We start from the raw sequence: 26,459 nt of genomic DNA on the forward strand, positions 1-26,459 counted from the left end.
TACACACACTGGCTATGAGTAGAATTTTTATCACCGGAGGCGCCGGGTTTATTGGGAGTCACCTGGTAAAACGACTGGTTAATGAGGGGCACGACGTGATTGTTGCCGACATTTTGCTTCGGGGAAACAAAATAGAACCTGAAATTTTCAGAAAAATACAATTTCATCATGCGGATGTAAGAGACCATAAATTAATGCATGAGCTCTCTGCGGGATGTGATTTAATCATCCATTTTGCCGCTGTTCTCGGGGTAGATGTTGTAGCCGATAATCCGGTAGAAACCATGGACACCGAAGTGATTGGCATGCGTAATATTTGTGAAGCCGCATTACAAAACGGAATCAAAAAAATAATGTACGCATCCACCAGTGGGATTTACGGACATTCCGCCATTGATCAAACCGTTACGGAAAACATCGTTGTAGATCCGCGCACAAGTTATGCCATTGCGAAGCGCTACAATGAAATTTATCTTGCCGCTTTACATCAGGAAAAAGGATTGCAATCGGTTTCCCTTCGCTTTTTTAATATTTATGGTCCTGCCCAGGACAACCGCATGGTTATTCCGCGCTTTATTGAACAAGCGAAAAACAATGAAGCTATCACCGTTTATGGATCAGGTTCGCAAACCCGCGACTTTACTTATGTTGACGATACCATTGAGGCTTGCATGCGCTTAATGCAAAACATTCAGGGTTGTGAAATATACAATGTGGCCAATGAACGCGAAATAAAAATCAAAGATCTGGCTCAAACCATTATCGATATTACGCAATCGAAATCTGAAATACATTTTATAGAATCACCCAGTAAACGCTACGACTATGAAGTAGGTCGCCGCTGGGGAAGTTCGGAGAAATTATTTAATGCAACGGGGTATAAACCGGAGACGGGGTTAACAGAGGGAATACTTAATACTTTAAAAAATCCCTAAGCGCCCACATCCATTGACTGAACAATGGAATTCCATGTAAACTTTGCAGCATGGGAAAGGGACGCCTGTTTCATGTTTAACAATTCTTCATCACTCATTTCAATCCCCTTTTTTATCCCAGAATAAAGGGCTTCGGTCGAGCCAGGTATTATCAATATGCCATTTTGAGTAGTCACCAACTCCGACACCGCTCCAACATCCGTAGAAATTAAGGCACAAGAACGGCTCATGGCTTCTAATAAAAACGTCGGCATTCCCTCTGAATAACTCGAACAAATAGCGAAATCCATTTTGTCCATTAAGGATCGCATTTCCGTCTCATCAGAAATTACACCATGAAAAATGATGTTTGCATTATTTTTTGATTCCGAAGAATTAAATGGACCAACAAAATGAAATTCCACTTTATCTGTGGTAAACATGTTGAGGACAGGGAATAATAAATCCAAGCCTTTCACCTTATCATTCCGACCAACAAATAAAATCTTCCTTGGGGTATTTATTTTTATTTTTTCAGTATTCTCATACCAAAATTGATCTAAACCATTCGGCTGAACCAAAATTTTAGAGGAGGAAATTCCCATTTCCAATAAAATTTCAGTCAATCTGCCGCCTAAAGAAATAACTTTATCTGCCCGTTGCAATTGTGATTTCACAGGACCGCGTAACATAAATGATTCTAGTTGAGCCCTCCAACCAAAGGATTTTTGAAACATGTTTAATCCATGAAAATTGACCCAAACCGGAGCCTTGCGCATTTTGTTTTCAAGAATTGTCCAGCCAGTAAATCCCTGACAATAGATTAAATCGACCTTATATTGATTTAATTGTCGGGCTATCTCACGGGAGAATCGTTTTGATCTTCGGAGATAATGTCCAGGTACCTTTCCAGCTGCAGGAAAAATCACCGTGTTGATTTCCGGTAATACCGGAGGCAAATTTCCATTAGGAAAAATAGCCTGGACGACTTCCTCATTGGAGGGAACAGGATTTCCTTCTGGTATGCCATGAAATAAAATGACTTTTACCCCACTCCATGCTAATGCACGACATAAACCTAAGCTGTGCTTTTGCATGCCTCCCAAAACGAAAGGATGAATTCCATCGGTTAAAAGTGCAATTGATTTTATCATGACAAAATAAAATCAAAAAATGAGGAATAAAATTGTACAGTATTTGTTTCAGAATAATCCGACTTTATCCGATGCTGAAGTTTTAGACATTGCTCATCATATCTGTTCGAATCTGTAATTAAGACCCTCAATGAAGCAACCAATTGATCCTTGCTATTTTCTTTAAATAATAATACCTCTTTATCCTTTCCAAAGAGATCATGTATCGTTAAAGTATCAGGAGCCACAACAGCTAATCCAGCTGCTCCATATTCAAAAATTTTATTTGGAGCTCCATACCAATTGGAACCAGGCATAACACCTATATGCATCTTCCTTTTTTCACTGGCTAATTCAGCACCATCAAGGTAACCTAATAATTCAATTTGATTTGAATCGGGTCCGGACATCACTTTGCTTTTTATCCGATCAAATTCCATTCCAGCTCCAACCAACTTTAAGCGAATATTAAATCCATCCTTTCTTAGATCACTAAATGCTTCCAATAAAAGATCTACGTTATGCCATTTTAAGAATGAACCAATAAAACCAATACACATTTCATTAGAAAAAGGTTTAGGTTCAAAAAATTCAAACCGGGAAAAATCAACATTCTGATGAATACGGATCTTTTCCTTTACTGCACCAATCCCCGCAACAAAATCTTTCATGCTTTCTGAGTAAACTACTATTCCTGAAGCATGTTCAACAGAAGCTTTTTGCAACTTTAAAATTTTATTCCTGCCAACTATTTTTTTACCGTTAAAAAACTCATACTCTTCCAACACCGGAGCATCAAACACTAAACAGTATGGTTTATTGTAGTAGGCACTGACTTTTAATGAAAGATCCGAGCCATAGGTGTAAAACTCCATAATTAAATCAGGAGAATTCGGCAAGGAAATGCAATCCTTGTAAACTAATTCGTTTCGACGAAAAAGCTTTTTGTCGCGCAAAACATCTTTGATAAAAGAAGGGACAAATTTTCCAACGCTGAATTTCTTCCGGCTTTTTAAAGTACCTGGCTTATCCGAAGAAATGACTAATGAATCGAAAGGATCTTTATTGATAAATACCTTCCACCCATTTTTCTCCAACAAACCACATAAACAAAAGATATAAGAACCCAAAGCAGATTGCCGGTTCAATATTTCATTGCTTCCTTTTGAATATATTAACTGTAAAACCGGCATATCATTTCCACTTGACATCTTGCTTGATAACTCGTGCGGGATTTCCGGCAATTAACACGTGAGCTGGGAAAACCCCTTTTACAACACTTCCTGCCGCTACAACACTTCCTGATCCGATTTCTGTACCTTTTAACAGGGTAACGTTACATCCGATCCATACATTATCACCAATAATAACTTTTTCTTCAGCAGAGATTTTTCCTTCATAGTCCAATTCATGGTGATCAGAATCAATTATAGTGGATCCCCAGCTAATTGCACAATTATTTCCTATGGAAATTTGTTTGCAACATTCAAGATGTAAATCGGAAGTAAAGTAAGTACCATCGCCAATCTTTAATTCCGCATTTTGTTTGACAACAATATGAACTCCCGGTCCAACACTTACTGAATGACCAATTTGTACAACGCTGTTATCTGCGAAATCTATATTTACTTTAGTTGCAGAAACACGTTGTTTGTTTCGCCCCGGTGCACCTATAAATAAACGTCCGTGCAGGACGAGATTATTTGTTCTTATTTTAATTCGGGCAGGAATAGAAACAACAAACGGAATAAATTTTCCGGAAATGGATGGATACCTCAATGCATACAGAATGGTTCTCCAATTCATATCATTCAAATTTAAACATAGGTAATAGTGGACTCATTTTAAACTTCGATTTTCCCATTATAAATTTCAAGCATCGATATGCAAAAACATACATAGCATAAAATGAATTCGCGAAACCATTAACAAAGGCTGAAATAATAAATTTAGGAATACGGGTAGCTAAATAAATTTTCATTTTCAGAACCTCTCTCCTGTAATGAAAAGCTTCAGGGTAACCGCCTCCAAAGTGCATGATTACAGGCTCAACCTTAATATTATGTTTGAGAAAAGAACAATATCCTTTTAAGATATCCATTCGAAAAACACCTTTCTGACCAACAGGTGTACGCATACCTTTCCCATTATCGTTAATTGGACTCAGACCAAATTGAGCCATCGAAAGTGACATTAGAGGCTCTTCATTTACCTGCCCTCTCAATCTTGCAATACCAATGGTGTCATAGGCTTCAATTAACTTCTGAGCATTAGAAAAAACGGCAGCGGCGGTATCATTTTTTTTAAAGTAATAAACACCTCCGTTCAATTGAACGATGTAAGGCAACTTCAATCGGTCACATGTTTCCGTTACAGACATTCCGGCCCAGTTTCCATCTATGAGTTTTTCTCCAATTGCAGAAACATCATTTCCTTGAAAAAGATCCCACAGAAAAGAAAAATCATTCACCACCAAACAATCCGAATCAATAAAGATCGTTTCAGAAAAAGGTGAATAATCATATAAGTAAACCTTTTGAACCAGGCCCAATCCATGACGAGGATTCACAGGCACTACATAATCGAACCACTTTTTCATTTCGGCCTCCGGGCGATCCGTGATAACTGCAATGGGTAAACCAGGAGAATTTAAACGAATTGATTTAGCAAGATTAACTGCCATATCAATATATCGTTGTTTGCCTTGCGCTAAGGTTATTATGCCACGGTTAAACTCCATGAAGCAGGTTCAATTTAAATCTCCAATTGAGAAGATGATCGTTGTACGGATTATTAAACTATGAAGATAATGAAATATGGAAATGATTCTTAATTCCGGGACCTAATCCTGTCCAGTAATTCAAGAAAACGAAGACCAATGACTTTTGCAATGACTCTTTTCATTCCTGAATGGATAAAAGAGACCCGATTCTCAGCCCAAAATCTCATTTCAGTCCTATAAAAGCTTCGGTTACTAACTTTTTTACTATGGACCAACGTTAAATAATAAACAGAAGCCAAATAATCCCCCACCTTTATCGAATAAAGGGAATGATTGCGAATCCCGGACTTTAATTGTGGTAAATGATCGCAAGCCGTTTCATACACTTTTACCCAATTTGATGAAATGGAATCGGACATTTTGCGAATTATAAAAAACTCGCCGGGAATATATGAAAACGTTGAACCCGAAAGAAACAATCGAATGTGAAAATCCCAATCCTGTGCAGCAGATAAATCCGGGTTATACCCCCCAATTTTCTTTACTGCTTCAGCCCGGTAAAGAGGGTTTCCTGAGGTTAAAATCTGCCTGAAAACGGAATAAAAAAGATCATCACCGAATGATTTAAAATTCTGATGTTCTAAAATTTTGTTCTCATGAAATGAATCAATCCGAAGATCAGAATATACCACATCAACATCCGGTGAAAATCCCTGTAACTGTATTTCAATTTTATTAGAAATGATTAAATCATCCGCATCCAAAAATTGGATGTAATTTCCGGTTGATATGGCCAAACCTGCATTTCTGGCTGCAGCAGCTCCTTTTGCAGGGTTTAACATAACTTTTATTCTGGAAGGATGGAGCAATTGCAATTTCTCCAATTCGGAAAATGTAGAGTCCGTAGAATGATCATCAACCAAAATCAACTCCCAATTAGAATGGGTTTGGCCAATAACTGACTGTACCGCATCCTTAACATAAAGTGAAGCATTAAAACAAGGGATGATTATGGACACTAAATCATTCATTGGTTAATTGTTTCGCAAATTGATGAAAAACAACTTCTGCATTATAACCTTCTTTCCAAACTTCGCGCACTGCTAATCGCTTTTCTTTATTCCGGGAATAGGTATTGAGCAGCGATTGCAATTGCTCAGTTGCTATAGGCACATCAACAGCATGATTAAGCAAAATACCTGTTCGCTCCGAAACAATTTCCTTAACACCCCCGGCATCTGCTGCCAAAACAGGGATTCCAAAACTAATGGCTTCCTGGATTGAAACAGGAACTCCTCCTTCCGACTCACTCATATGAAGAAAGGCATCAACAGCATTTTCCTGGTAAAATGACAAAATAATATCATTCTTCACATGGCCCATTAATTTTAACTCAACCAGTGGAAAAGAAGCTACTTTTTGCATGATTTTTTCACGTTCTACCCCATCGCCAAAATGAACCCATTTAATTTTTCGATTTAAGCTACCTAAAATCTCAGCGATCAAATGAACACGCTTGAGAGGAATAAGATTGGAACAGGATACAACAATGGGAATAGCGTCTTCATTGATGGAGGTGATGCCACGATCAAAAACACCAAGACTAGCTTTCACATATTTTGATTTGTGTTCAGGATATTTATTATCGAGATATATTTTTCCAGCCTCGGAAACAGGAAAAATGCGTGTTGCTTGCTTAATTACAAACGATCGAAATGGAATTTTACCCCCACTTGTACGTTCTTCAAACAAATCATATCCATGTACCCTGAAATAAAATGACTTAATCTTTCCTTCCGACTTAAGGAGGGCTAATGCTAATGACCATTCATCACCCCAATACGAATAATAGATTTCTGTTTTATTTAATCCATTCTTTTCAAGAAATTTTTTTCTGTTCAAGGCCTCAGCATAATAACCTAACCAAAATTTTCTCTCCGGTGACGGTAAGGAAAAAATGGATTTTAAACATAAGGGGGATAAATAAGCCCCAAATTTTTCCTTTTTACCTGCTCCCTTTCCTAATGAAACAGAATGGACATTTTCAGGAATGGACCTTTGTGTTAAAAAACGAGAATCAGCATTAATTACAGTGATTGTTTTGAATTCCAAAGCCAGCACCTTCAATTCATTTTCAAGGAAAACTTCTGCCACACCGAAGGGATAGGATTGGGAGAGGATGGTAATATTTTTATTTACCATTTCCATATTTAAATTTTGAAATCAGTTTGTGTAGAAGGCTTTTATTAAAAGGATCTTTCGGGATAAATAAATTCTTTCTTTTATTAGAAACTTCAAGTTGTTCTATTATATTCACTAATCTAGGATAAAATTGAAGGCGGTTTAATATTATATTTCTAGCCTCACTTAATTGATCAATATTTTTATCCCAAAACTTTCCGGTCATAGCTAATTCAATTTCCGAAACTGTGTCTAATGGAGATTCTATATTCACGGGGATAAAGGAATTCGAGGGTAGATACTTACCTAAATTAGGACAACCGTAGTAAAAGGGGACATTCCATGAAAGTATAGCATCCTGAATCTTTTCAGTCCAATAATCATTACCGATAAAATTTTCCGCTGCTATTGTGTATTTTGAATATTTTAAAACTTCAATTTTATCATCAATTGGATTAAATCCTCTTCCAAAAAGCTTAAAGGGGATTGATGTATTTTTAAGATGTTCAATTAAATTTAATCTCAATTGATGTGCAGGAAATAAATTAATATTACTTGTTATCCATGAGACTTCATCTTTTTTATCTTCTAAACTAGACACATCAGATTTTAATAATTGATCATAGGTCAAGTTAATGTGCCATGGCAATGCAGCTTGCTCATGTATTATTTTTACTTTGGGGAAATCAAAATGAGAAACAACAAGGTCAAAATAAGGGAAGTACTCTCGATTATATAAATTTCTCTCTAATGGAGGTTCTTGGACAATTAGAACTGACCCGCCTTTTTTAATTTTGCAGTTAACATCCTTTAAAGGATAATTTAAAACTACCAAATAATCAGCCTCGGGAATTTCTTCCTCAGTAAAAAAATATCCCTTCCATTCTGAACTACAACCAGGCGATTGTCTAGCAATTTCCGGAAATTTGTAATTTCTTACTAGCCGAACTATTGGCATTATCGTCTAATTATTTTTTTAACAACTCGTTTAATATTTTCTTTTAAAAGAAACTGCCTATTCCACTTTCTATTTTTCTTTTGAAATTTATCTAGTAATTCTTCCCCATTGATTACCTTATCCCATTCGCCTTCAAAAATTTTTCGAACCTCATCATAAAATATCACATCGTAAGAATGGATTTTATTATAAAGATTTATTAAATTATCTGAAATTTTAGTGCGATCATAATTATTCGCAACATTACGCTTTAAATACTTTTCAATATTAAATCCTTCGTATTGATTTAATATTATACATGTCCGATCAAACTCTTCGGTTAACCCAACATGAAAATATTGATCTTTTATGATTTTCAATGCCACTGTCAACATTTCATCATTAACTTCAACTGTAGGATCAGGAATATTTAGAAACGTTTTTAGTTGAGGATTTTTCCCATAATAAATATCTCCCATTCTAACGTATTCCTCTAAACTGGGTGGAGATTTTACAAACTCGATCCTTTCTTTTAGTTCCGGCTTAACCTTTAAAATCTGATAATATCCAGAGATATGCCGTTGTGCGGGTTTCCGCAATATTGTAAGATATTTTACTGTGCCACTAAAAAGTCGATCCATTCCATATGTTCGGTGTCCCTTTAAAAGATCAATTGAATCAATCACATTTTGAGGAAGGCCAGAAAACTCTTTTTTTGAATCATCATGTTCTGTCTGATTGCCATTAATAGTATAGACTTTTCCGGAAAATGAGTTGTCAATTATAGAATAAAGTGTGGTGCCAGCTGTTTTGGGAATATGGTGAAATATAATATGATCCGCGGCTTTAATTTTCATTTTTTAGAACAAATTACAATTTCTGTTGAAGGCCCTTCAGTTTTTAATTTCGTAAATAATAATTCCAAAGGATAAAAAAATGACCCAACGATTGAACTGAACCGCTTATTCCTATAAATAAGTTTTTCCTGAGTTACCCATATCCATTTTAGAAATTTTCCTCTCGCATCAACAGGAGCGTTCATGAAAACAAATGCAGGCTTACGATATTCAACTTTAAAACCTGCCTCATTTAATGCATTGTAAAATTCATCTATATTCCTAGAAACATGATGTTGGCTTCTAAATGTTTTATCGTGAATAAAATTATCAGTTAATATCAGCTTCCCATTTTTATTAAGAAGTGCATTGATATTTTTTAACGCATTTAAAAATTTCTCATCATCAACTATGTGAAATAACACATCAAAAATACTTATTACATCATAAGTACCCTGATTTAAGGTTTTAACGTCATTGCTTGATGAAATGTCTAAGCAGTAAAAATTATTTTCAGGAAATTTCTCTTTTAAATTTTCAACCGCCACTTGTGTGATATCAGCGCCTTCAACATTCTTTATTTTTTGCTTATTCCATAAATCAATATAAAATCCAGTTCCTGATCCGATATCCAAAACATTTGTTGAAGAATTATTCAAAGAAATTTTTTTTATAGCTCTTTTAAAAATTCTGGTCCTCACCTTATACATCCATTTATTATATTCCTCACCCAGGCCAATATAACCTACACCATGAAGGCTATAATCATTTTTTAGCCTCTTTTCCCAATATTCCTTTGCGTTAAAATCTGACATTTCTGGTTTTTATTAATTCAAAAATAATAAATATTAATGGTTATTTCTTTTCAATTTTGACCTCAAAACCAATAGGATCCGTTTAAATAAAGTTTCATTTTTAGTAGAAATCCAGATAATTGCACCGTTCCCCGTCGCTTTCGCACGATTAACAAATCGAGACTCCATTATTTTATAATGAAAATTCATGGCAAATTTAGTCAGCCCCAGATTAACATCGAAATGAGAAAATCTTAATTTTTCCAACCAAGTAATGTAATTTGTAATTTCTTTTTCTTCAAAATTTAATAAATCAGTATATCCCAAATGTATTTGCAAAAGGTTATTAGTACATTCAATCCCAAATTCTGGGAATAATTCTTCATAAAACCTAGTTACTCTTTCTGATAATGTCTCCCGATTCCTTACCGTAACATTATGTTCCAAAATCCGGTATTTATATAATGCTTCCTGCAGATTGTGAAATTTGGCAATGGAAAACAAGGAAAGCCACATTACGCGATCTTCCATGTGAATATGACGTTCAGAATATCGGATTTGGTGATGGTTTAAAACTGACATCCGAAAAATTGCACTGGCGTGACCAACCATACTTTTATAAAAAATACAAGGTCGAATCATCTCATCTGTTTCATTGTATTTCCAAATGGAATTATCATTCCCAAAAGTTTCAATGAATGATCCGCAAACACCGATTTCCGGATGAGATTCCATAAAGTCCAGGAGTTTTGCAAGACGATCAGGTGTGCTGATATCGTCACCGTCCATTCGGACCATATACGGGGTAGAAATACAGTCTAATCCTCTGTTTAATGTGCCAACCAAACGGAGATTGGTCTCATTCTTTAAATAAATAATTCTGGGGTCGGAATAAGATAAAATGATATCCTCAGATTTATCGGTTGATGCGTCATTGATAATTAAAAAATCAAAATCAGCATAAGTTTGATTTAAGATACTATCAATGGCTTCCTTTAAATACGGCTCACAATTGTAAACCGGCATTAACACTGTAATTTTTTTATTCGAATTCATTCTTCTTCCAACAAAGCATTTTCTAATCTTTTTAAGCGCTCTTCTAAAGCTTTGTTTTTTTCTTCTGCTAGTTTTATTCTTCGTTCCAAATCATCAATTTCTTTCTCTTTTAGTTTAAGCTCTGCCGTTTTTACTTCCAATGCTTTAATAGCCGCAAAATTTACTCCATCTGCATCTACCAATGAAATCGTAGAATCGCTTTCTCCCATTTTAAAGGCAGCATAAAAATCCTGAGCCATGGGCCCCATGTGGATGATCGAAGAGTCCTGCGTTTTGTAGCTCCAGGTATATACCGGAAGTGCCTTTAATCCCTCTAAAATATGATCTGAATTTACCTTTCTAATATTATTCTTCATTTGCCGGTCGCTTAATGTAGACCATGATCCTCCCCCGGCAGCAAGACTTACCCCAGAAGTAAGAGCCGTATTTGAATACAACATATAACCACCTGAAGCACGCACCATAAATTGGTTGTCTGCCGTATTTGTTGTTACTGCAGCAGAAGAAGCATCTGCAAATACAAAACTACCCCGTTTGCCCCCCGTTGAACTATTATATCCCATCGACAATGAATAATCGCCGGAGGCTGTAGTTTGATAACCGAAGGCTAAGGATGCAATCCCTGTGGAATTACAATGATATCCTATACAAATCGACATCGAATCATTAGCGATAGGTCCCCTTCCTAATGCAATTGCATATGGACCACTTGCCTGTCCACCCGAACCAACCGCAAAACTATTAAAACCAGAAGCGATATTACCCCATCCTATAGCAGCTGAATTCGTTCCTAAAGCCTGATTTTGTTGTCCGGAAGCAAATGAATTATCCCCCTTTGCAATATTGTTAAAACCTCCCGCAAATGAGTTGTTTCCTATATTAGAAATATCCCATTCCGAAGCAGAAACTGTTCCCGCTCTAAATGCTGCTTTAGAAGGAAACCACATCATTCGTGTTCCGGCACCTGAAATAGGTAAAGTTGCTCCATTTCCAAAAGTTCCTGCTGCAATAAACCCATTTGGTGACTCCAGATGTAAATCCGCTAGTGGATTTACCGTTCCGATTCCGATCCGGCCGGTTGAAGTAAATCTTGCTCTTTCCACATTATTTGTACGCAGTACCAAATCAGTTGCGTCCGTAGTACCAAGAAATTGAGAAGATGAATTTATCCCCGAATTTCCACTTAACAACCAGGAAGCAGGGATGTTTCCGCAATTCCATGCAAATGTAGAGGAGTCGGAATAGTAAGCATAATTTGAACTATCAGAGAAAGATGAATTATTGCTGAATAAGGACGAATCTGCATACGTAGAATATAAAACTGAATCAGGTTGATGAATCAAATAATCAGCAACAATTGCAGTATCTGCATGCGTGGCAACTGAACTTGTATAGGCAAACAAAACCGTATCCACTACCATTTCATTTTGTGGAACCCAATTGAAACCATTCCATTTTAATACCTGTCCAACCTGAACTCCTGAGGTGTCCACATCAAACAAATCATTTATTGAAAGAGGATTTAATAAGGCATTTGCTTTTAAAGCATAAAGTGAATAAGGAACAGAATAAAATTGAAGTGTGTCGATAAAAGTATATACACTTCCGCCGTTTATATCTACCTCCACTTGGATAAAGTGCGGACCACTACCCCAATTAATTGCACTAAACGAGGGTTGTGACCCTGTATTTGTGGAAGTACCCGTACCAATTACTACGAAAAACAAACCTTGCTCATTGGTTGTTGTTTGATGCACTTCTTGCCAAACATTTTGACCATTTATTGATCCTTCAAGAATGGTAAAACGCAAACTGATGGATTGGGTGGTGACCAAAGAACCACCTGTATTCCGAAGGAGCCCCTGGTAGCTGATACCTTGAGGAACACTTTGAGCAAAAAGTGATCCAAATAAAAATATCAAAAGGCTTGAAACAATATATTTCATGCTAATTATTTCTTAGTGTTTAACTTTTCTTCAAGAATTTTTATTCGTTTTTCCTGTAGAGATTGATCCGTTTCTAACTGTGTTGTTCTGTTTTTTAAATCAGCGGTTTCAACTTTGATTAAATAGGAATTTATTCTATTGTTAATGCCTTTTGCACAAACCAGAATTACGCCATCCATATCTGAACATACAATGGAAGACTCATTTTCACCTAAACCAAATACCTTGTAAAAATCCTGAGCATATGGTCCAATATGATTAACACCTTTTTGCGATTTATAACTCCAAAAATAAACAGGAACGGAACGCACCAATACCAATACACTTTCGGGATTAACTAATTGAATATTTCGCTTTTTTGTACTGTCACTAATACTTGACCAACTTCCTGAACCGGGAAACAAAACAACACCCATTGTATTTAATGGATCAGTATAAAAAACATACCCACCATCAGCACGGGTAACAAACATATAATTGGCAGAAGGAACGGTGTTTACCACTGCACTGCCATCACCCCAGATAAAACCACCTAATCTTGTTCCCGAACTAACCGTTGAACCTAAAGCGGAAGAAAAATTTCCTTGTGCAGTAATCGCAACTCCAAGTGCTGTTGTAACATTTCCTAAAGCATTTGCCTTATGTCCGATAGCTACTCCGGTTGTATTCGTGCAACGGTTATGCCGACCTATGCACACCGTTCTTATACCTGTGGCCAAGCAACTATCACCCATGGAAAACGAAGTTCCTGATCCTGCAATACCTGTTGCGGTTGATTTGTTCACCCTTCCAAAGGAAACACCATTGTCACCCGAAGCATCATTTCCTGAGCCTGAGGAAAAAGAATAATCTCCTGAAATATTATTTTCGCCAAAAGCAATGGAATATAATCCTGTATTTAAACTATCCCATTGGATCGCATCTGCTTTTCCTGCTCTAAATGCACTTCGCGTACCTGACCATACCATGGAAGCTCCAGGAGAAAATGGATGAGTTCCTGTACCAGGACTTCCTTTCATTAAAAAACCCAGGTTAGAATATAATGCATATCCCGGAATACTGGTTCCACTACCTTGTACAAAATCACCAGCAGGATTTATCGACCAAATCAAATTGTTATTAGTTTTAACAAGAAAAGAAATAGAATCATTCGTGCCAATGTAATTTTGATTGCATTGAAGATTACCATCCAATTCCCAAAGTTGATTTGGATAATAAATGGCATAATTTGCAGTATCTGCAAAAACAGTATGTATGGTTGAATCTGCTGTTCCGCTATTTAACGCAAACAAAACAGAATCAGAAAAAGCTGCATATGAAACTGTATCAATGACAAAATCCCAAACAAAATTCGAGCTATCTACATGGTTTGCTAATAAAGAATTCCATGCAAACAAAACAGTATCACTCGTGTGATCGATTGAATTATAAAATTCAATTCCATCATAGGAAATTAAATCTCCTTGTTGAACATTTAAAATAGTAGCATCAGAAAGTTCTTCCAGTGTTGGATTTTGGTCCAATGCAACCGCTGTATCAGTTTCCAAAGCATAGGGCTGTGCGAACAATCTTACATCACCAAGTGATTGAAATACGCCTGTTCCACTGGTGTCGAAATCGATGTGTAAGCTGATCTCAGCATCTAACCAGGGAATTTGATCAAAGGATAATACGCTTCCGGCATTGGTGGAAACACCGGTTCCGATAATCGTTGTAAGTAATCCCTTAGAGTCGGAAATCAATGAATGATCCTCTTGCCAAAAAACAGAAGATGGAACCAGGGTATTAAAAAAACTGAAACGAAGGGTGACGGAATGATTCGAAATTGGCCATGCATTGATATCGCGCATTACAGCCTGGTAATAAAAACCATTATTGGTTTGGGTCGATCCCACCAAAGCGCTTAAAACTAAAAAGAATAGAAGGGCCAGCCGTTTCATAACTTTACGAGTTTGAATTGATAGGTCCTGCCACTATTCACACCTAGAATATTCAGAAAATAGTATCCTGAATTTAATGCCGGTAAATCTGGTTGGTACAAATTAACCCCAGTATTTAATTTGCTTTGAAAAACAATTTGTCCGCTCAAGGAATACAATTTTACTTCCAAAGCTTCATCACTTCCTTCAATGCGCATGGTAAATGAATCCGAAAAGGGATTTGGAAAAACATATAAGTTGATTGGGTTCAATTCCGGTATTCCAACCGTGTAAATTTCAGGTTGAAGAAATCCTTGAGTAAAAGTAATTCCATTAGAAGAAAGTGTACTGGAAATTAATTCGCCGGGATTCGAATTTAATTCAATCTGTGCGTTGGAAGCTACTCCTGCCGATGAGCTTATTACATATGGAGTAATAGACTGCGCATTTATTCCATAAAAATGAAATAAAAAGAAAAAACTAATGAATGAAATTTTTCCAAAAATTATCGTAGTTCTTTTCCCAGGCATGACATCCAAAAGGCAATTGTTGATGATTCTTTTCAAATAATTCTTGCGGAAAGCGATCAAAGCCGAATGCAATTTCTTCGGAAAATGGCGCCACTCTAAAGCCCTTGTAAATTTGGGCTGCCCAAACCGACCAGAAAACATCTTCATTGTTACCGAATTCCTTCACGAAATTTAGTGAATTGTTACGATACCCTGCCATTCTGGCTAATATAATTGGTGAACGGAGCAAAAGACCTGACCAATTATGGAATTTTTGATGTTCCTTCCATACATTTTTAGGGGAATCCATGATTCTCCATTTTTTTAAGACCCTAAGGGAGGCTTCGATATTCCGTAAAGAAAAACCTCCGTTGCCCCCATATGGCATCCATGTCCCATCCTTTCCCTGAATGGGGGAGCCAATGTAATCGTAGGATAATTGCATCCAATTATCCAGTTCATCCCGAAAAACCCAGGTATCGGTTTGACAAATCAACATATGACTATAGTCCGAAAATCGCTTGAAAAACTCTATCGACATTAAAAGGCGATTATAGCCGGAAATCGAGGAAAAAAAAGAGGGATGGAAGAATTCGAATGGTAATTGAAATTTTTTGTAGGCGCTAATATCAAGCCCAAAAGGAGCGACAAATAAAATTCTTCGTTTTGTCAAAACAGAAGTTATGGAAGTAATAGATTTTTCCTCTAAATCACTAGGATTAGATTTATAAACTGGTATAATAATAACAGCGTTCATTTTCTATTGGAAATAATTGAAATAAACCTGTGAAATATGGACTTCCGGGAAAAATTACTAGACCTTTTCTTCTTTGAATAAATATTTTTCAAAATGCAAGACGTCTTTACTGAGGCCAATTGTAATTCAAATTCCTTCACTTTACCTAATTCATTTTCTTTCTTATAATATGAAATCAATGAATTTAAAATTTCTTCCTGTTGATACAGTAGATTTGATCGTATTGGTTCACCAAATACAGTAGAGAATTCACTTAGCATATCATTCCATTCCAAATTCCTGGAAATAGATTTGTAATTACTCCAAATACCACCTTCATGAATTCGATAAACTGCCATATTTCGATTAATAAATATTCCATGGCCAAATGAGGCATTGATTAAGTGTAAAGCATAATCGCCTACAGGTGCACTAAAAAGAATTTTATTTATTTCTCTTTCAAAATTATTCCGAAAAACAACACTGCAAGTTCGGATTATATTTCCTTTCGCAATCAGAGATGGTTCTACAATAGTGGGAGTAAATTCATTAAGGTAATCCTGAGAAATTTCCCCTCCTTTAAGTATTTGTACCGGATGAAATGAAAATGAAGCAGAAGGAGATTTTTCCAATGCTTTTACCTGAAGGTTTAATTTAGTTGTATCACTCCAATAATCATCACCTTCAAGTAAAGCGATAAATTCCCCTTTTGCGGATTGCAAAAGATCTAGAAAATTTTTTCTTCCGGTTCTTCGTCCATTAATATTTATCCCACTTGATCTATCCCTAATAAAATGGGTTATCAAATCAGGATACATTTTAGCATATTTCTCACAAATCATAGAGGTTCCATCTGTTGATCCATCATCACCAATTAAAATCTCCATCTCAAAATCATGCTTTTGATCAATTACGGAAGAAATTGCTCTTTCGATATAATCGAAATGGTTATAGGTTATGATACAAACACTAATTTTCATGTTTTATTCTCCCATGGAAATTCATCCCGAACAGGTGTTCTTTCAAGAAACTCACAAAAACGATGGTAATCTTCTTTTTTTGCAACATTTATTTCCAATAATTGATTTGGAATATGTCTGAAAAATTCTCTAACACAGTTATTATGAGAAAGGTAATAGTTTACCAAATATTCACGATTATACAAATCATTTTCAGGTGTACTATAAAGTAATCTATTAGAAATATATGGTCTGCCTTTAAAAATATAAGTTCCATTTTTCAAATCCTCTGCATTTGGAACGCGTTTCCCGTCTGAATAAAGTTTTGAATGAAATCGTATTAAACTGTCAGCCCAATCATCTGGACTATCTCTTTGCGTTAAAATAAATTTTGCTTTGGGATATTTATGATGAAGGTGAATGAACGTATAAGGTAAACAAAAAGGGACATCTTGAAAAGCTTCAGCAGTATCGCAAAAATCAAGTATATCAGAAAATTCTCTTTTCGCCCAATTCTCAAGAAGAAGCTCCCCTTTCCGTTGATCTCCTAATAAAAATCCTAATTCCTTTAGGGCAAGTTCAGTTGATGTTGTACCTGTTTTACCAAGTCCAATTACAAAAATCTTTTGCTTATAAATTTTATTTTTTCTGAAAACAAACATCAAAAATTCAAATTAAAATATGAAGAAGGAAGTTGTATTCCTGATAATTCTTGAAAATTATGATTTGCTGCTTCAAAATAAATTTTCATTTTTTCACTTATTTCAGGGCTGCAATAATAATCTAATTTGACTTTCTCTGAATTTGACATTGCAGACTTTGCTTCTGCAATTAATGATCGTTTCTTAATTACATCTTCATACAAAATAGATTCAGCCTCTACCAGCTTTAAATCAATAATTAAGTATTTTTTCAATCTATGTTTTTCAGCTGCACCATATAATTGCTCACCAAGATCATGTCGAGCATTTTTATTCAATTGAGACTTCATTCTGATCTCATTATCAGTTAATGCTTCGTTATAATGTTCAAAATCAACTTCCAGATATTCTACACCAATGGAATCACACAGATCATTAATCAGCTTAACCTTACTTTCGGACATGATCATAGATTTTGACTTTTCATTACGGTAATCTTCAAATAAAAAGACAGAACACGAATCTTTTCCAAATTCCTTTTCAATTGCTTTAAAAACCAAATCATATGAAAAATCGAAGTAATAACTACGATCCTGATATTTATATACCGAATATATGTATTCAGCAAAACTCCCAATGTAACCAACCCTTACAGATTCTCTGTATAAAGATTTGAAAACCTCAAATTGATTCCTTATGATCATGATAAAACCCAGGTCTTCACCAAACAAGGCTTTCAATCTTTTCAACTTTTCATTGAAATCAATAGAATCAAACGTAAATGAAAAGGAAAGATGTTCACTTGAAACGGACAACACCTTTTTTGACGAATTTTCTGCTTTTTGAATTAGTTTTTCTATATGTACTTTTAATCGTGGAAATTCTCGTTCAAAAAGAAAATTTTTACTCGTTTTTAAATACAATTCAAATATAGTATCGACAACATCATCAAAGTAACCAAGATTATCTTCTAAACCTATACCAAGATGAAACACATCTGGGTGCAAGGAAAAGAAATTCCGTTGTAAAGAGGTTGAAAAATTTTTAGGATATCCAATATGTACTACTTTTTTCATACTCAATGAAACTTTAACTCCATTACTCCAAAACCGGCGCCTCCAAAACCATCCCCATTATAAAACACCAAAAATTTTCCATTTTCCTTTGTTGGCAAAACACTTGTATATTCATTCATAATGGATTCCCATGGGGTATCCTTAGGAACTTTAAAGTCTACATCTTGATTCCAATCTATCCCATTATCCGAAACTGATAAACAAATCCTATAACCAGATTCAGGCTTATCTCTGTAACCATCAGCCTTTCTATTTGAATGTAACATATAGTATTTACTATTAAATCGCCAAACACAAGGCCGACCAATAGCATCAGTGTTTAAATCAAAATCAATACACGTTTTTTCTAAACGCATCCAATTTACACCGTCAGTTGACTCTGCATACCTTACATTATAAAAAGGTTCTGGCCTACCTGAGATTATTTCTACTTTAGAACAAGATAAATACCACATTTTCCACTTCCCATCTTCATTCATAACACAAGGTTGACCCACCCAAACCTGATCGGCGGGACCTCTATCCAAAATTGGTCCGGTAAACTTTCTTTTAAATGTGATTCCATTATCCAAGCTTTCGGCTAATCCAATTGCCAGGCGATATGCAGCAGATTCACTTTTATTCCAACCTGTATAATATAATAATAATGAATTGTTGTCCTTAATAAACCAGGAAGGCATTGCACCTGTTTCATCAAACATTCCAATTCCACCGTGCTTAAAACATAAATCATTATGAACATAATCTACCTTGGTCGGATCCTCAAAACTTACTTCAACAAAAGAAACACCTGATTGGCCAAATTGATCTCTTGTAGAAAAGTAAACTCTGATTTTTCCATTGCCCATATCCATTGCAAAGGGAACCTGAGCATGTGAAGTTGACCAAGCCTGATCACCTTTTGGTTTAAATACCCAACCTAATTTTCGTATTTCGACTTGAGATTTCATATTAATAAGCATCAATACTTTTTACACCGTCTTTTAGTTTAGCAGGACTACCCATGTACACCCCCCAAGGTTCGGTATCTTTTGTAATACTGGCTGACATTGCTACTAATGTTCCTTCTCCAATTTTTGTGTAGTCTCTAATTGTTGCATTTACTCCAAAAAAAGAATAAGATCCAACATCACAATGTCCGGAAAGCACAACATGAGAAGTAAAAAAAACATGGTCGCGAATTATGCCATGATGACCAATGTGATTCCCTGACCACAATACAACATTATTTCCGATTTTTGTAAATGGCTGAAGTGTATTATCCTCCAGGATAAAGCAATTCTCGCCGATATCGTTATTACAAACAGTTGCTTTTGAACTAATATAGGAGACGAATGAATAGCCCATTTCTTTTCCTTTTAAATAAATACTCTCACGAAGTGTATTCATTTTTTTTGCAGTCATCGGAGCGAATAATGCGTATTCGTTTGGAGGGTAAAAATCGTTAAGCTCTTCAAATGGAATAACAGGAAGTCCTTTAAAATGCTTCTCTTTTAAATATTCTTTATTTACTGTAAAAGCAACTACCTCATGAATTGAATCATGAGTTAAATAGTAATGGGCAAGTTCTGCAGTATCGAGAACACCAAAAATGACAACTTTAGCCATGATTAAGATTGTATTTTGACAGCATTAATTTTATTGAATCAACATTATTCCACATTAAAACATCAATCATTGATAAATATGGTACGAAAGGAAATTTACCTTGACTATATTCTGAATTTTGCATATCAATAAAACAAAGTTCTATCCCGTTTTCCTGAAATTTATCCGCATGATAGAGATGTTTTCCACCAGGCAGATTAACATACATTTCTGCATTATGGTGAAGACAGATGGATATAATTCGCTCTTCACCTTTTACGTCAATATTCGATAAAGATGATGATCTTGAGAATTGTTTTTGAAATCCTAAATAGGATGAAACATTAATAATTGATTTTTCAGCCCAGGTTGAAATCCGTTGATCATTTAAATCGATGGAAGAATCAATAATATCAAGAGTATTGGAATAAAATGGAGCCTTTTTATAATTCATTTCAATTGTCTTTAGAAACTTTGTACGCCACGCATCCGCATTAGCAACCTTCACATTATTTATCATTTCATTTTGACTTCCATTAGATAATGGAATGGTAAATAATGAAGGCTTTCCGTTAACTAAAATATTATTCCGATTAATCCATCCTTTATTTATATAGTTAACATTATCCAGAAATACAAAATGATCTGTTGCATTTAACAACTGATAATACCCTAAATAAGGGAAAAAATAAGGTTGCATAACCGCCAACTTCATAGGTTGGTTTTAATAAGATTTACGATTCTAATTTGATCTTCCCTATTTAAATCATGATAAAGAGGCAAACACAATACTCTGCGTGAAATATCTTCAGATATTGGACACGAATTCCCATTTACAAAAGATAATTCGTTCAATGAAGGATAAAAATATCTTCTAGGAAAAATATTTTCATTATTCATTTCTTTAATAACCTTCAAAACAATTTCTTCCGATGTAAAAACTAAAGGAAAATAGGAGTAATTATAGGAAACATCAGGAGAAACGGTAAGGGAATAAACAGTTCCTTCCTCAATAAATGATTCATGGTAGAATTCCCACTGTTTTTTTCGAACTTTCAAAATTTCATCAATACTATCCAATACACAATGGCCAACTGCTGAATGCACTTCGGAGTTTTTTCCATTGATCCCTAATTGATGGTAATTCTCACCTCTATGACCAAAACTCTTTAATAAAAACAATTGTTCCATTTTGGATAGATCTGAGGTAATAATAGCCCCGCCTTCAACCATGTGAAAGATTTTTGTAGCATGAAAACTTAGCGTACTCATGGCGCCAAAATTCAAAATTGATTTGCCCTGTAACTTCACTCCGAATGCGTGAGCAGCATCATAAATTACAGGTAAATTATATTTTTTTGAAATCTGTTCAATTCGTTCAACATCACAAGGAAATCCATAAACGTGGGTAAACAACATTCCTTTAACATCCTTATCAATATACTTTTCAATTAAATCAACATCTACATTGAAGTCAGTAGTGTTAATATCTACGAAAACAGGAACACAATTTTCCCATAAAATTGAATTTGTAGTAGCAACATAGGAATAAGGTGTTGTAAGAACTTTTCCACCATTTTCAATCCCCAAAGCACGCATAGCAATTTGAATAGCAATTGTGCCATTAGAGACAATTTGCAATCCAGAAACATTTAAATAGGAGGACAATCGAGATTCCAATTCATTTAATTGGGGGCCATTATTTGTAAGATGACCCGAATTCCAAACCTGAGATAATCTTACTTGCAATTTTCCACTTTCGGGAATAAAAGCTTTGGTTACAGTTATCATCTTATTGACGAATTTTCAATTTTCCAATCAAGTTTAGGAGCAAAATATCCTTTTGCTTTCCCCAACCATTGACCTTCTTCTTTTTGACCATCAACTATTGTAAAAGACAAAATACTGTCTAATGAAGTAATAACTTCTCTTCTATTTTTGACCATTAATAAATTTACTTCGATTGTGCCTGAATTAAAAAGATTTTCCGGCACTTTCAAAACTGCTTTATTGTATCCAATGTTTCCCTGATTTATTGTTAAACCACCAGTACCTGTTGCAAATAAAATCTCTCCTTCTGGGCCCTTAAATTGCAATGTAAAATCATGGCGATCCTTAATGTCAGACAAATGATAGGAAATTTCAATTCCAAGCATGTCATCCATTGAAATTGGGGCATCCGATTCTTTAGAAAAATTAACAACTTGAATGGAAATTAATTTACAATTTTCATTGCCAAATGCGCTGTTTAATTCCCAGCTATGAAATTTACGTTGCCCAACTTCCCCTCCTAAATATTTTGAAACTGCAGAATCAGGACTTCCGTCAAATATTAATTTTCCCTCTTCCAATAAAACACAACGAGTACACAAGGATCTAACTGCAGTCATATTATGGCTTACAAAAAGTACTGTACGTCCGCTTTGTGAAACGTCTTTCATTTTACCAAGACATTTTTTTTGAAAATCAGCATCACCTACTGCCAGGACTTCATCAATTACAAGTATCTCAGGTTCTAAATGTGCTGCGACTGCAAAACCTAAACGAACTTTCATTCCTGAAGAATATCTCTTTACGGGAGTATCGATATGGTGTTCAATACCTGAAAAAGAAATAATTTCATCTAATTTAGAGCGAATTTCAGACTTAGTCATTCCTAAAATGGCCCCATTCAAGAAAATGTTCTCTCTACCTGTTAGTTCAGGATGAAAACCTGTGCCAACCTCAAGTAAACTTGCAACTCGACCTTTTAATTTTATTTCACCTTGCGTTGGCGAGGTGATTTGCGACAAAATTTTTAATAAAGTTGATTTTCCTGCTCCATTTTTACCAATGATGCCTAATATTTCTCCTTCTACAACTTCAAAATTAATATCCCTCAATGCCCAAAAATCACCTTTTTCATTTGACCTGGGGCCAATAATGTTAGAGTCCGCTTCCTTTCCTTTAAGCTTCGAAATGAATTGGCTAATATCTTCACGTAAGGTTCCACTTCCGAAAACTCCAAGTCGATATCTCTTGGTTAAATGTTCTACTTTAATGACTGTTTTCCTGGAATTCATTATACAGTATCATTAAAACTACGTTCAACCTTATTAAATATGATAACGCCTCCCAAAACCATAATTAAGGTAATTACCAAGCTATAGGAAAGATGAAGCCAATTAAACTCACCTGTGCCCAAAAGACTATAGCGAAATGCTTCAATAATGGGCGTCATCGGATTCGCTAAAAGCAAATATTTCAATTTTCCTTCAACCGTATCAAGTGGGAAGATTACTGGACTGAAATACATCATTAACTGAACTCCAAACCCTACAAGAAATGAAATATCTCTATATTTTGTTGTTAAAGAAGAAACAAGAATTCCAGCTCCAAGAGCTAAAAACGCCATAAGTATCAACAGTAATGGAAGAAAAATTATGGTGATATTTCCATTAAAGGAATAATTTTCAACCAAAATAAAATAAAGTAAAAACCCAAAAAAAGTCAACAGTTGAATTCCAAATGAAATTAAATTAGAAATCACAATAGAGATAGGAACACTTAATCGAGGGAAATATACTTTGCTAAAAATATGAGCATTCGAAATAAATGTTGTAGAAGTTTTTGTAAGTCCTAAGGAAAAATAACTCCATGCAATGATACCCGATAAATAAAATAAAATTTTTGGACTCCCATCAGTGCTTAAACCCGCAATATTCCCAAAAATTATGGTAAACGTTAAGGTCGTAAGAAGCGGCTGAATAATATGCCAAAGTGGGCCAAGAACAGTTTGCTTATAATTCGCTACAAAATCTCGTCTTACAAATAAAAAAACTAAATCCCTATACCTCCAAAGTTCAGAGAAACCAAAATGCCATAGCTTTCGGTCAGACTTTATGATAACATCCCAGTCTTTAGTATTATCCTTCATTACCGTCTCTTTTCTTCTTCCTTTTCACTGAAGCATTTTCCTTCTTATTGTCCTCTCCATAACCACTTCCATAACCACTTCCATAACCATAGCCGTAACCATAGCCATAGCCGTAGCCGTAGCCATAGCCGTATCCATAACCATATTTCGCGTAATAATACTGAATGCGTTTCATCTTAATGCTGTTCAGAACCAGACCTACGGAAGTTTGTGTTTCTTTGGATAGGATTTCTTCCAAAAACTTCACCGCATTTCTGGTGGCGTATTTGGTATTCATTACAATAATGGCAGTATCCACTTTCGGTATTAATGACAATGCATCGCTGATTAATCCAATTGGTGGGGTATCCACAACTACAACATCGTATTTCGATTTACCAAATTCAATCAGTTCATCCACCAATTTTTTCACCACCAGCTCTGAAGCATTTGGAGGAACGGGTCCTGCAGTGATTATATCCAAATTATCCACATCTGAATGATGGATAATGGTTTCTATGGAATCTCTTCCGATCAGGTAAGTAGATGTACCTTTTGAGTTCTCCATTCCCATCGTCTTGTGCACCTTTGGCTTGTGGAGGTCAAAGTCAATTAACAAAACTCTTTTTTCAGACTTGGCGAGAATATATGAAAGGTTAATAGAGCAAAATGTTTTTCCTTCACCGGGGTGTAAAGAGGAAACCAAAAACACTTTAGGTTTCGAAAAATCTCCATAATACTGTAAGGTTGTCCGGAGACTTCTGAACGATTCAGTAATTTGAGATTTTGGTTGTTCTTTAATAATGATTTTATCGTCGGAAACATTTGCAGAAAATGGAATCCCTGCCAAAATATTTAAACTTGTAAGGGACGACAACTCTCTGATATTTTCAATTCGTTCGAAGAAAATATGCCTGAAAAACGCTACAATAGATGCTAAAACCAATCCGATCAAAAGAAAATATAAAACCTGCTTTTGTTTTCGGCCGGGATTAATTAATCCCACTACCCGTGCAGATTCAATCAGGCGAACCTGAGGAATAATACCCGCGCGGGCAATAACAGTGGATGCACGTTTTTCTAATAGAAAAACATATAATTTCTCATTCACTTGAAGCTTACGTTCAATGCCAATCATATCCCGCTCCGATTTCGGAATAGCCTTAATTAAGCCTTCGTAATAGTTGATTTGCTTTTGAACATCATTCATGCTTTCACCAATCGCTTTTCGGGTATTCTTTATGTAAATCAATAAATCCTTTTTCAGCAATTCCATTTTTCGGTCAACAGCCTTTATGATCTCACTGGATTCTGTAACACTGTGTTTTTGTTCTATGCGCTTCAGTTGAATATCATATAGCTCATTGAGTGTGGATTCTAAATAATTATCCTTATCCAAAATATAAAACGATGGAGGCAATAAGCGTTCATTATCGTTCATAAAGACGTAATCCTCCAGTGAATTAATACTTTCAATTTTCAGTTCCAGTTCTCGCTTTTTTGCGTCATAGCGTACCAACTCCTGAAAATATTGTTCACTTTCCTTCGGAAGATCAATAATTGCTTTTTTCGTTCGGTATAATTCCAATTCTGTTTCAATGGAATCCATAATTGAAGTAACCTCATCCAATTGCTTTTCTATATACAACCGGGTACGTTCATTAATTTCCATTTCCGACCTCAGGGAATAATTGACATAAACATCCGAAAGTGTATCTAAAAACATTTTTGCGCGTTCCGGAACCTCATCCTGAACTGTGATGGTTAAAATGGAAGTGTATTCTTCATTTTCGATGCTTAGTCCATTCAAAAATTTACGAATCAGATTTTCTCTGCTATGAACGGTAAACTGGTAATGATTCATGCTAAGTTTCTCAACCGTTTTTTTATTGAGAAGCTCATTGGTTACCACTCTCATTCTAAAGTTTTCATCAATAATTTCTTCGTTAAATGGAAAGGTTTTAACAAACTCATCGCCATTTTTAGAAAAACTTACTGTGAACGTTTTGAGGTCGTTTATTCTGAAATCAATAGGGAACTCATATAATCCATCATTGATTAGATCGATGTCCCTAACGTGGAAGGGCATTCCACCAAAAAGCTCTGTGGTTTTAATTCGACCAACAATGTAATAGGATACTTTAAAATCTAACCGATCAAGTGCATTACCAATGATATCTCTCGATTTCAGAATCCGCATTTGATTATTGATATCATTGTAAACACCATAGTACCCAAGCCCTTTATACAATGGATTTTGGTAATCATAGGTTTCTCCGGATTTAAGCAGAATCTGACAGCTTGCTCCGTATTGTTCAGATTTTCGGTGCGCAAAGAAATATCCTATAATGGCTAACATTAAGGGGAGTCCAATAAAAATCCACCAATTTTTAACCAGAATCCTGAGGATTAATCTCAGGTCTTCCATTTCAATTAGTGCATTATTGTTTTTCAAGGTTTTAGCCACGAGAGGATGAAAATTGATGAATGACAAATTAACCCAAAAAAAACGAATTCTCCATTGAAAAAAATGATGAATTATCAGTGGAAATACTGTTTTTACACGATAAAACCACCGATTTATGGTATTTTTGTCGTTTTCAAAATAATTCTTTAGT

25 protein-coding genes are annotated in these 26,459 nt (G+C 35.4%); 1 reads left to right on the plus strand and 24 read right to left on the minus strand.

Annotated features, from left to right (window positions below; translation table 11 throughout):
- Positions 1 to 14 precede the first annotated feature (14 nt).
- Positions 15 to 935 (plus strand): NAD-dependent epimerase/dehydratase family protein, encoded by a 921-nt coding sequence (locus K1X56_00585; GenBank protein ID MBX7093189.1) that lies wholly within the window; start codon positions 15 to 17, stop codon positions 933 to 935.
- Here the strand turns inward: K1X56_00585 and K1X56_00590 are convergent.
- The 24 genes from K1X56_00590 to K1X56_00705 form a co-directional block, all read right to left on the minus strand.
- Positions 932 to 2,068: a glycosyltransferase family 4 protein gene (locus K1X56_00590; protein MBX7093190.1), complete on the minus strand. Its 1,137-nt coding sequence runs from the start codon at positions 2,066 to 2,068 to the stop codon at positions 932 to 934. The two genes, K1X56_00585 and K1X56_00590, sit on opposite strands and share 4 nt — an antisense overlap.
- Positions 2,065 to 3,258, minus strand: coding sequence for a glycosyltransferase family 4 protein (locus tag K1X56_00595; protein MBX7093191.1), 1,194 nt, complete (start codon positions 3,256 to 3,258; stop codon positions 2,065 to 2,067). The genes K1X56_00590 and K1X56_00595 overlap by 4 nt, the downstream gene beginning before the upstream one ends.
- Positions 3,242 to 3,853, minus strand: a complete 612-nt coding sequence (locus K1X56_00600; protein MBX7093192.1) for an acyltransferase — start codon at positions 3,851 to 3,853, stop codon at positions 3,242 to 3,244. Before K1X56_00600 ends, K1X56_00595 begins: the two co-directional genes overlap by 17 nt.
- 1 nt (position 3,854) lies before the next feature.
- Entirely contained in the window at positions 3,855 to 4,787 is a 933-nt protein-coding gene (locus tag K1X56_00605) for a hypothetical protein (GenBank protein MBX7093193.1), read from the minus strand.
- 89 nt (positions 4,788 to 4,876) lie between these two features.
- Entirely contained in the window at positions 4,877 to 5,800 is a 924-nt protein-coding gene (locus tag K1X56_00610; GenBank protein ID MBX7093194.1) for a glycosyltransferase, read from the minus strand.
- On the minus strand, positions 5,793 to 6,977 hold the full coding sequence (locus K1X56_00615) for a glycosyltransferase (protein MBX7093195.1): 1,185 nt from the start codon (positions 6,975 to 6,977) through the stop codon (positions 5,793 to 5,795). Before K1X56_00615 ends, K1X56_00610 begins: the two co-directional genes overlap by 8 nt.
- Positions 6,961 to 7,908 (minus strand): hypothetical protein, encoded by a 948-nt coding sequence (locus K1X56_00620; GenBank protein ID MBX7093196.1) that lies wholly within the window; start codon positions 7,906 to 7,908, stop codon positions 6,961 to 6,963. Before K1X56_00620 ends, K1X56_00615 begins: the two co-directional genes overlap by 17 nt.
- Positions 7,908 to 8,744, minus strand: a complete 837-nt coding sequence (locus K1X56_00625) for a sulfotransferase family 2 domain-containing protein (GenBank protein ID MBX7093197.1) — start codon at positions 8,742 to 8,744, stop codon at positions 7,908 to 7,910. The genes K1X56_00620 and K1X56_00625 overlap by 1 nt, the downstream gene beginning before the upstream one ends.
- Positions 8,741 to 9,538 (minus strand): class I SAM-dependent methyltransferase, encoded by a 798-nt coding sequence (locus tag K1X56_00630; GenBank protein MBX7093198.1) that lies wholly within the window; start codon positions 9,536 to 9,538, stop codon positions 8,741 to 8,743. Before K1X56_00630 ends, K1X56_00625 begins: the two co-directional genes overlap by 4 nt.
- A gap of 33 nt (positions 9,539 to 9,571) precedes the next feature.
- The gene (locus K1X56_00635) at positions 9,572 to 10,543 is read right to left on the minus strand and encodes a glycosyltransferase (protein ID MBX7093199.1); all 972 of its coding nucleotides are present in this window, start codon (positions 10,541 to 10,543) and stop codon (positions 9,572 to 9,574) included.
- Between the two features lie 26 nt (positions 10,544 to 10,569).
- Positions 10,570 to 12,519, minus strand: a complete 1,950-nt coding sequence (locus tag K1X56_00640) for a tail fiber domain-containing protein (GenBank protein MBX7093200.1) — start codon at positions 12,517 to 12,519, stop codon at positions 10,570 to 10,572.
- 5 nt (positions 12,520 to 12,524) lie between these two features.
- On the minus strand, positions 12,525 to 14,459 hold the full coding sequence (locus K1X56_00645; GenBank protein ID MBX7093201.1) for a tail fiber domain-containing protein: 1,935 nt from the start codon (positions 14,457 to 14,459) through the stop codon (positions 12,525 to 12,527).
- Entirely contained in the window at positions 14,456 to 14,968 is a 513-nt protein-coding gene (locus tag K1X56_00650; GenBank protein MBX7093202.1) for a T9SS type A sorting domain-containing protein, read from the minus strand. The genes K1X56_00645 and K1X56_00650 overlap by 4 nt, the downstream gene beginning before the upstream one ends.
- Positions 14,919 to 15,704 (minus strand): hypothetical protein, encoded by a 786-nt coding sequence (locus tag K1X56_00655; protein MBX7093203.1) that lies wholly within the window; start codon positions 15,702 to 15,704, stop codon positions 14,919 to 14,921. The genes K1X56_00650 and K1X56_00655 overlap by 50 nt, the downstream gene beginning before the upstream one ends.
- Complete coding sequence (locus K1X56_00660; GenBank protein ID MBX7093204.1) at positions 15,701 to 16,663, minus strand: glycosyltransferase; 963 nt, start codon at positions 16,661 to 16,663, stop codon at positions 15,701 to 15,703. Before K1X56_00660 ends, K1X56_00655 begins: the two co-directional genes overlap by 4 nt.
- A complete protein-coding gene (locus tag K1X56_00665; protein MBX7093205.1) occupies positions 16,660 to 17,304 on the minus strand; it encodes a hypothetical protein in 645 nt (214 codons plus the stop codon). Before K1X56_00665 ends, K1X56_00660 begins: the two co-directional genes overlap by 4 nt.
- The gene (locus tag K1X56_00670; GenBank protein MBX7093206.1) at positions 17,304 to 18,359 is read right to left on the minus strand and encodes a hypothetical protein; all 1,056 of its coding nucleotides are present in this window, start codon (positions 18,357 to 18,359) and stop codon (positions 17,304 to 17,306) included. Before K1X56_00670 ends, K1X56_00665 begins: the two co-directional genes overlap by 1 nt.
- Positions 18,360 to 18,361: 2 nt before the next feature.
- Positions 18,362 to 19,309, minus strand: coding sequence for a hypothetical protein (locus K1X56_00675; GenBank protein ID MBX7093207.1), 948 nt, complete (start codon positions 19,307 to 19,309; stop codon positions 18,362 to 18,364).
- Between the two features lies 1 nt (position 19,310).
- On the minus strand, positions 19,311 to 19,967 hold the full coding sequence (locus K1X56_00680) for an acetyltransferase (GenBank protein ID MBX7093208.1): 657 nt from the start codon (positions 19,965 to 19,967) through the stop codon (positions 19,311 to 19,313).
- A complete protein-coding gene (locus K1X56_00685) occupies positions 19,960 to 20,661 on the minus strand; it encodes a WbqC family protein (GenBank protein ID MBX7093209.1) in 702 nt (233 codons plus the stop codon). The genes K1X56_00680 and K1X56_00685 overlap by 8 nt, the downstream gene beginning before the upstream one ends.
- On the minus strand, positions 20,658 to 21,737 hold the full coding sequence (locus K1X56_00690; GenBank protein MBX7093210.1) for a DegT/DnrJ/EryC1/StrS family aminotransferase: 1,080 nt from the start codon (positions 21,735 to 21,737) through the stop codon (positions 20,658 to 20,660). Before K1X56_00690 ends, K1X56_00685 begins: the two co-directional genes overlap by 4 nt.
- A complete protein-coding gene (locus K1X56_00695) occupies positions 21,734 to 23,008 on the minus strand; it encodes an ABC transporter ATP-binding protein (GenBank protein MBX7093211.1) in 1,275 nt (424 codons plus the stop codon). Before K1X56_00695 ends, K1X56_00690 begins: the two co-directional genes overlap by 4 nt.
- Entirely contained in the window at positions 23,008 to 23,862 is an 855-nt protein-coding gene (locus K1X56_00700; protein ID MBX7093212.1) for an ABC transporter permease, read from the minus strand. Before K1X56_00700 ends, K1X56_00695 begins: the two co-directional genes overlap by 1 nt.
- Complete coding sequence (locus tag K1X56_00705) at positions 23,852 to 26,308, minus strand: polysaccharide biosynthesis tyrosine autokinase (protein MBX7093213.1); 2,457 nt, start codon at positions 26,306 to 26,308, stop codon at positions 23,852 to 23,854. Before K1X56_00705 ends, K1X56_00700 begins: the two co-directional genes overlap by 11 nt.
- Between the last annotated feature and the right edge of the window lie 151 nt (positions 26,309 to 26,459).

This window comes from Flavobacteriales bacterium, from assembly GCA_019694795.1.
Lineage (GTDB): Bacteria > Bacteroidota > Bacteroidia > Flavobacteriales_D > UBA2798 > UBA2798.

What these genes read in the sequence shown, in the direction of transcription:
- K1X56_00590 (MBX7093190.1), bottom strand. Translation starts at nt 2,068, where the DNA reads ATGATAAAATCAATTGCACTTTTAACCGATGGAATTCATCCTTTCGTT.
- K1X56_00605 (MBX7093193.1), bottom strand. Translation starts at nt 4,787, where the DNA reads ATGGAGTTTAACCGTGGCATAATAACCTTAGCGCAAGGCAAACAACGA.
- K1X56_00650 (MBX7093202.1), bottom strand. Translation starts at nt 14,968, where the DNA reads ATGCCTGGGAAAAGAACTACGATAATTTTTGGAAAAATTTCATTCATT.
- K1X56_00595 (MBX7093191.1), bottom strand. Translation starts at nt 3,258, where the DNA reads ATGTCAAGTGGAAATGATATGCCGGTTTTACAGTTAATATATTCAAAA.
- K1X56_00630 (MBX7093198.1), bottom strand. Translation starts at nt 9,538, where the DNA reads ATGTCAGATTTTAACGCAAAGGAATATTGGGAAAAGAGGCTAAAAAAT.
- K1X56_00685 (MBX7093209.1), bottom strand. Translation starts at nt 20,661, where the DNA reads ATGAAGTTGGCGGTTATGCAACCTTATTTTTTCCCTTATTTAGGGTAT.
- K1X56_00695 (MBX7093211.1), bottom strand. Translation starts at nt 23,008, where the DNA reads ATGAATTCCAGGAAAACAGTCATTAAAGTAGAACATTTAACCAAGAGA.
- K1X56_00635 (MBX7093199.1), bottom strand. Translation starts at nt 10,543, where the DNA reads ATGCCGGTTTACAATTGTGAGCCGTATTTAAAGGAAGCCATTGATAGT.
- K1X56_00655 (MBX7093203.1), bottom strand. Translation starts at nt 15,704, where the DNA reads ATGAACGCTGTTATTATTATACCAGTTTATAAATCTAATCCTAGTGAT.
- K1X56_00610 (MBX7093194.1), bottom strand. Translation starts at nt 5,800, where the DNA reads ATGAATGATTTAGTGTCCATAATCATCCCTTGTTTTAATGCTTCACTT.
- K1X56_00585 (MBX7093189.1), top strand. Translation starts at nt 15, where the DNA reads ATGAGTAGAATTTTTATCACCGGAGGCGCCGGGTTTATTGGGAGTCAC.
- K1X56_00625 (MBX7093197.1), bottom strand. Translation starts at nt 8,744, where the DNA reads ATGAAAATTAAAGCCGCGGATCATATTATATTTCACCATATTCCCAAA.
- K1X56_00675 (MBX7093207.1), bottom strand. Translation starts at nt 19,309, where the DNA reads ATGAAATCTCAAGTCGAAATACGAAAATTAGGTTGGGTATTTAAACCA.
- K1X56_00600 (MBX7093192.1), bottom strand. Translation starts at nt 3,853, where the DNA reads ATGAATTGGAGAACCATTCTGTATGCATTGAGGTATCCATCCATTTCC.
- K1X56_00615 (MBX7093195.1), bottom strand. Translation starts at nt 6,977, where the DNA reads ATGGAAATGGTAAATAAAAATATTACCATCCTCTCCCAATCCTATCCC.
- K1X56_00680 (MBX7093208.1), bottom strand. Translation starts at nt 19,967, where the DNA reads ATGGCTAAAGTTGTCATTTTTGGTGTTCTCGATACTGCAGAACTTGCC.
- K1X56_00645 (MBX7093201.1), bottom strand. Translation starts at nt 14,459, where the DNA reads ATGAAACGGCTGGCCCTTCTATTCTTTTTAGTTTTAAGCGCTTTGGTG.
- K1X56_00660 (MBX7093204.1), bottom strand. Translation starts at nt 16,663, where the DNA reads ATGAAAATTAGTGTTTGTATCATAACCTATAACCATTTCGATTATATC.
- K1X56_00620 (MBX7093196.1), bottom strand. Translation starts at nt 7,908, where the DNA reads ATGCCAATAGTTCGGCTAGTAAGAAATTACAAATTTCCGGAAATTGCT.
- K1X56_00665 (MBX7093205.1), bottom strand. Translation starts at nt 17,304, where the DNA reads ATGTTTGTTTTCAGAAAAAATAAAATTTATAAGCAAAAGATTTTTGTA.
- K1X56_00690 (MBX7093210.1), bottom strand. Translation starts at nt 21,737, where the DNA reads ATGATAACTGTAACCAAAGCTTTTATTCCCGAAAGTGGAAAATTGCAA.
- K1X56_00670 (MBX7093206.1), bottom strand. Translation starts at nt 18,359, where the DNA reads ATGAAAAAAGTAGTACATATTGGATATCCTAAAAATTTTTCAACCTCT.
- K1X56_00640 (MBX7093200.1), bottom strand. Translation starts at nt 12,519, where the DNA reads ATGAAATATATTGTTTCAAGCCTTTTGATATTTTTATTTGGATCACTT.
- K1X56_00700 (MBX7093212.1), bottom strand. Translation starts at nt 23,862, where the DNA reads ATGAAGGATAATACTAAAGACTGGGATGTTATCATAAAGTCTGACCGA.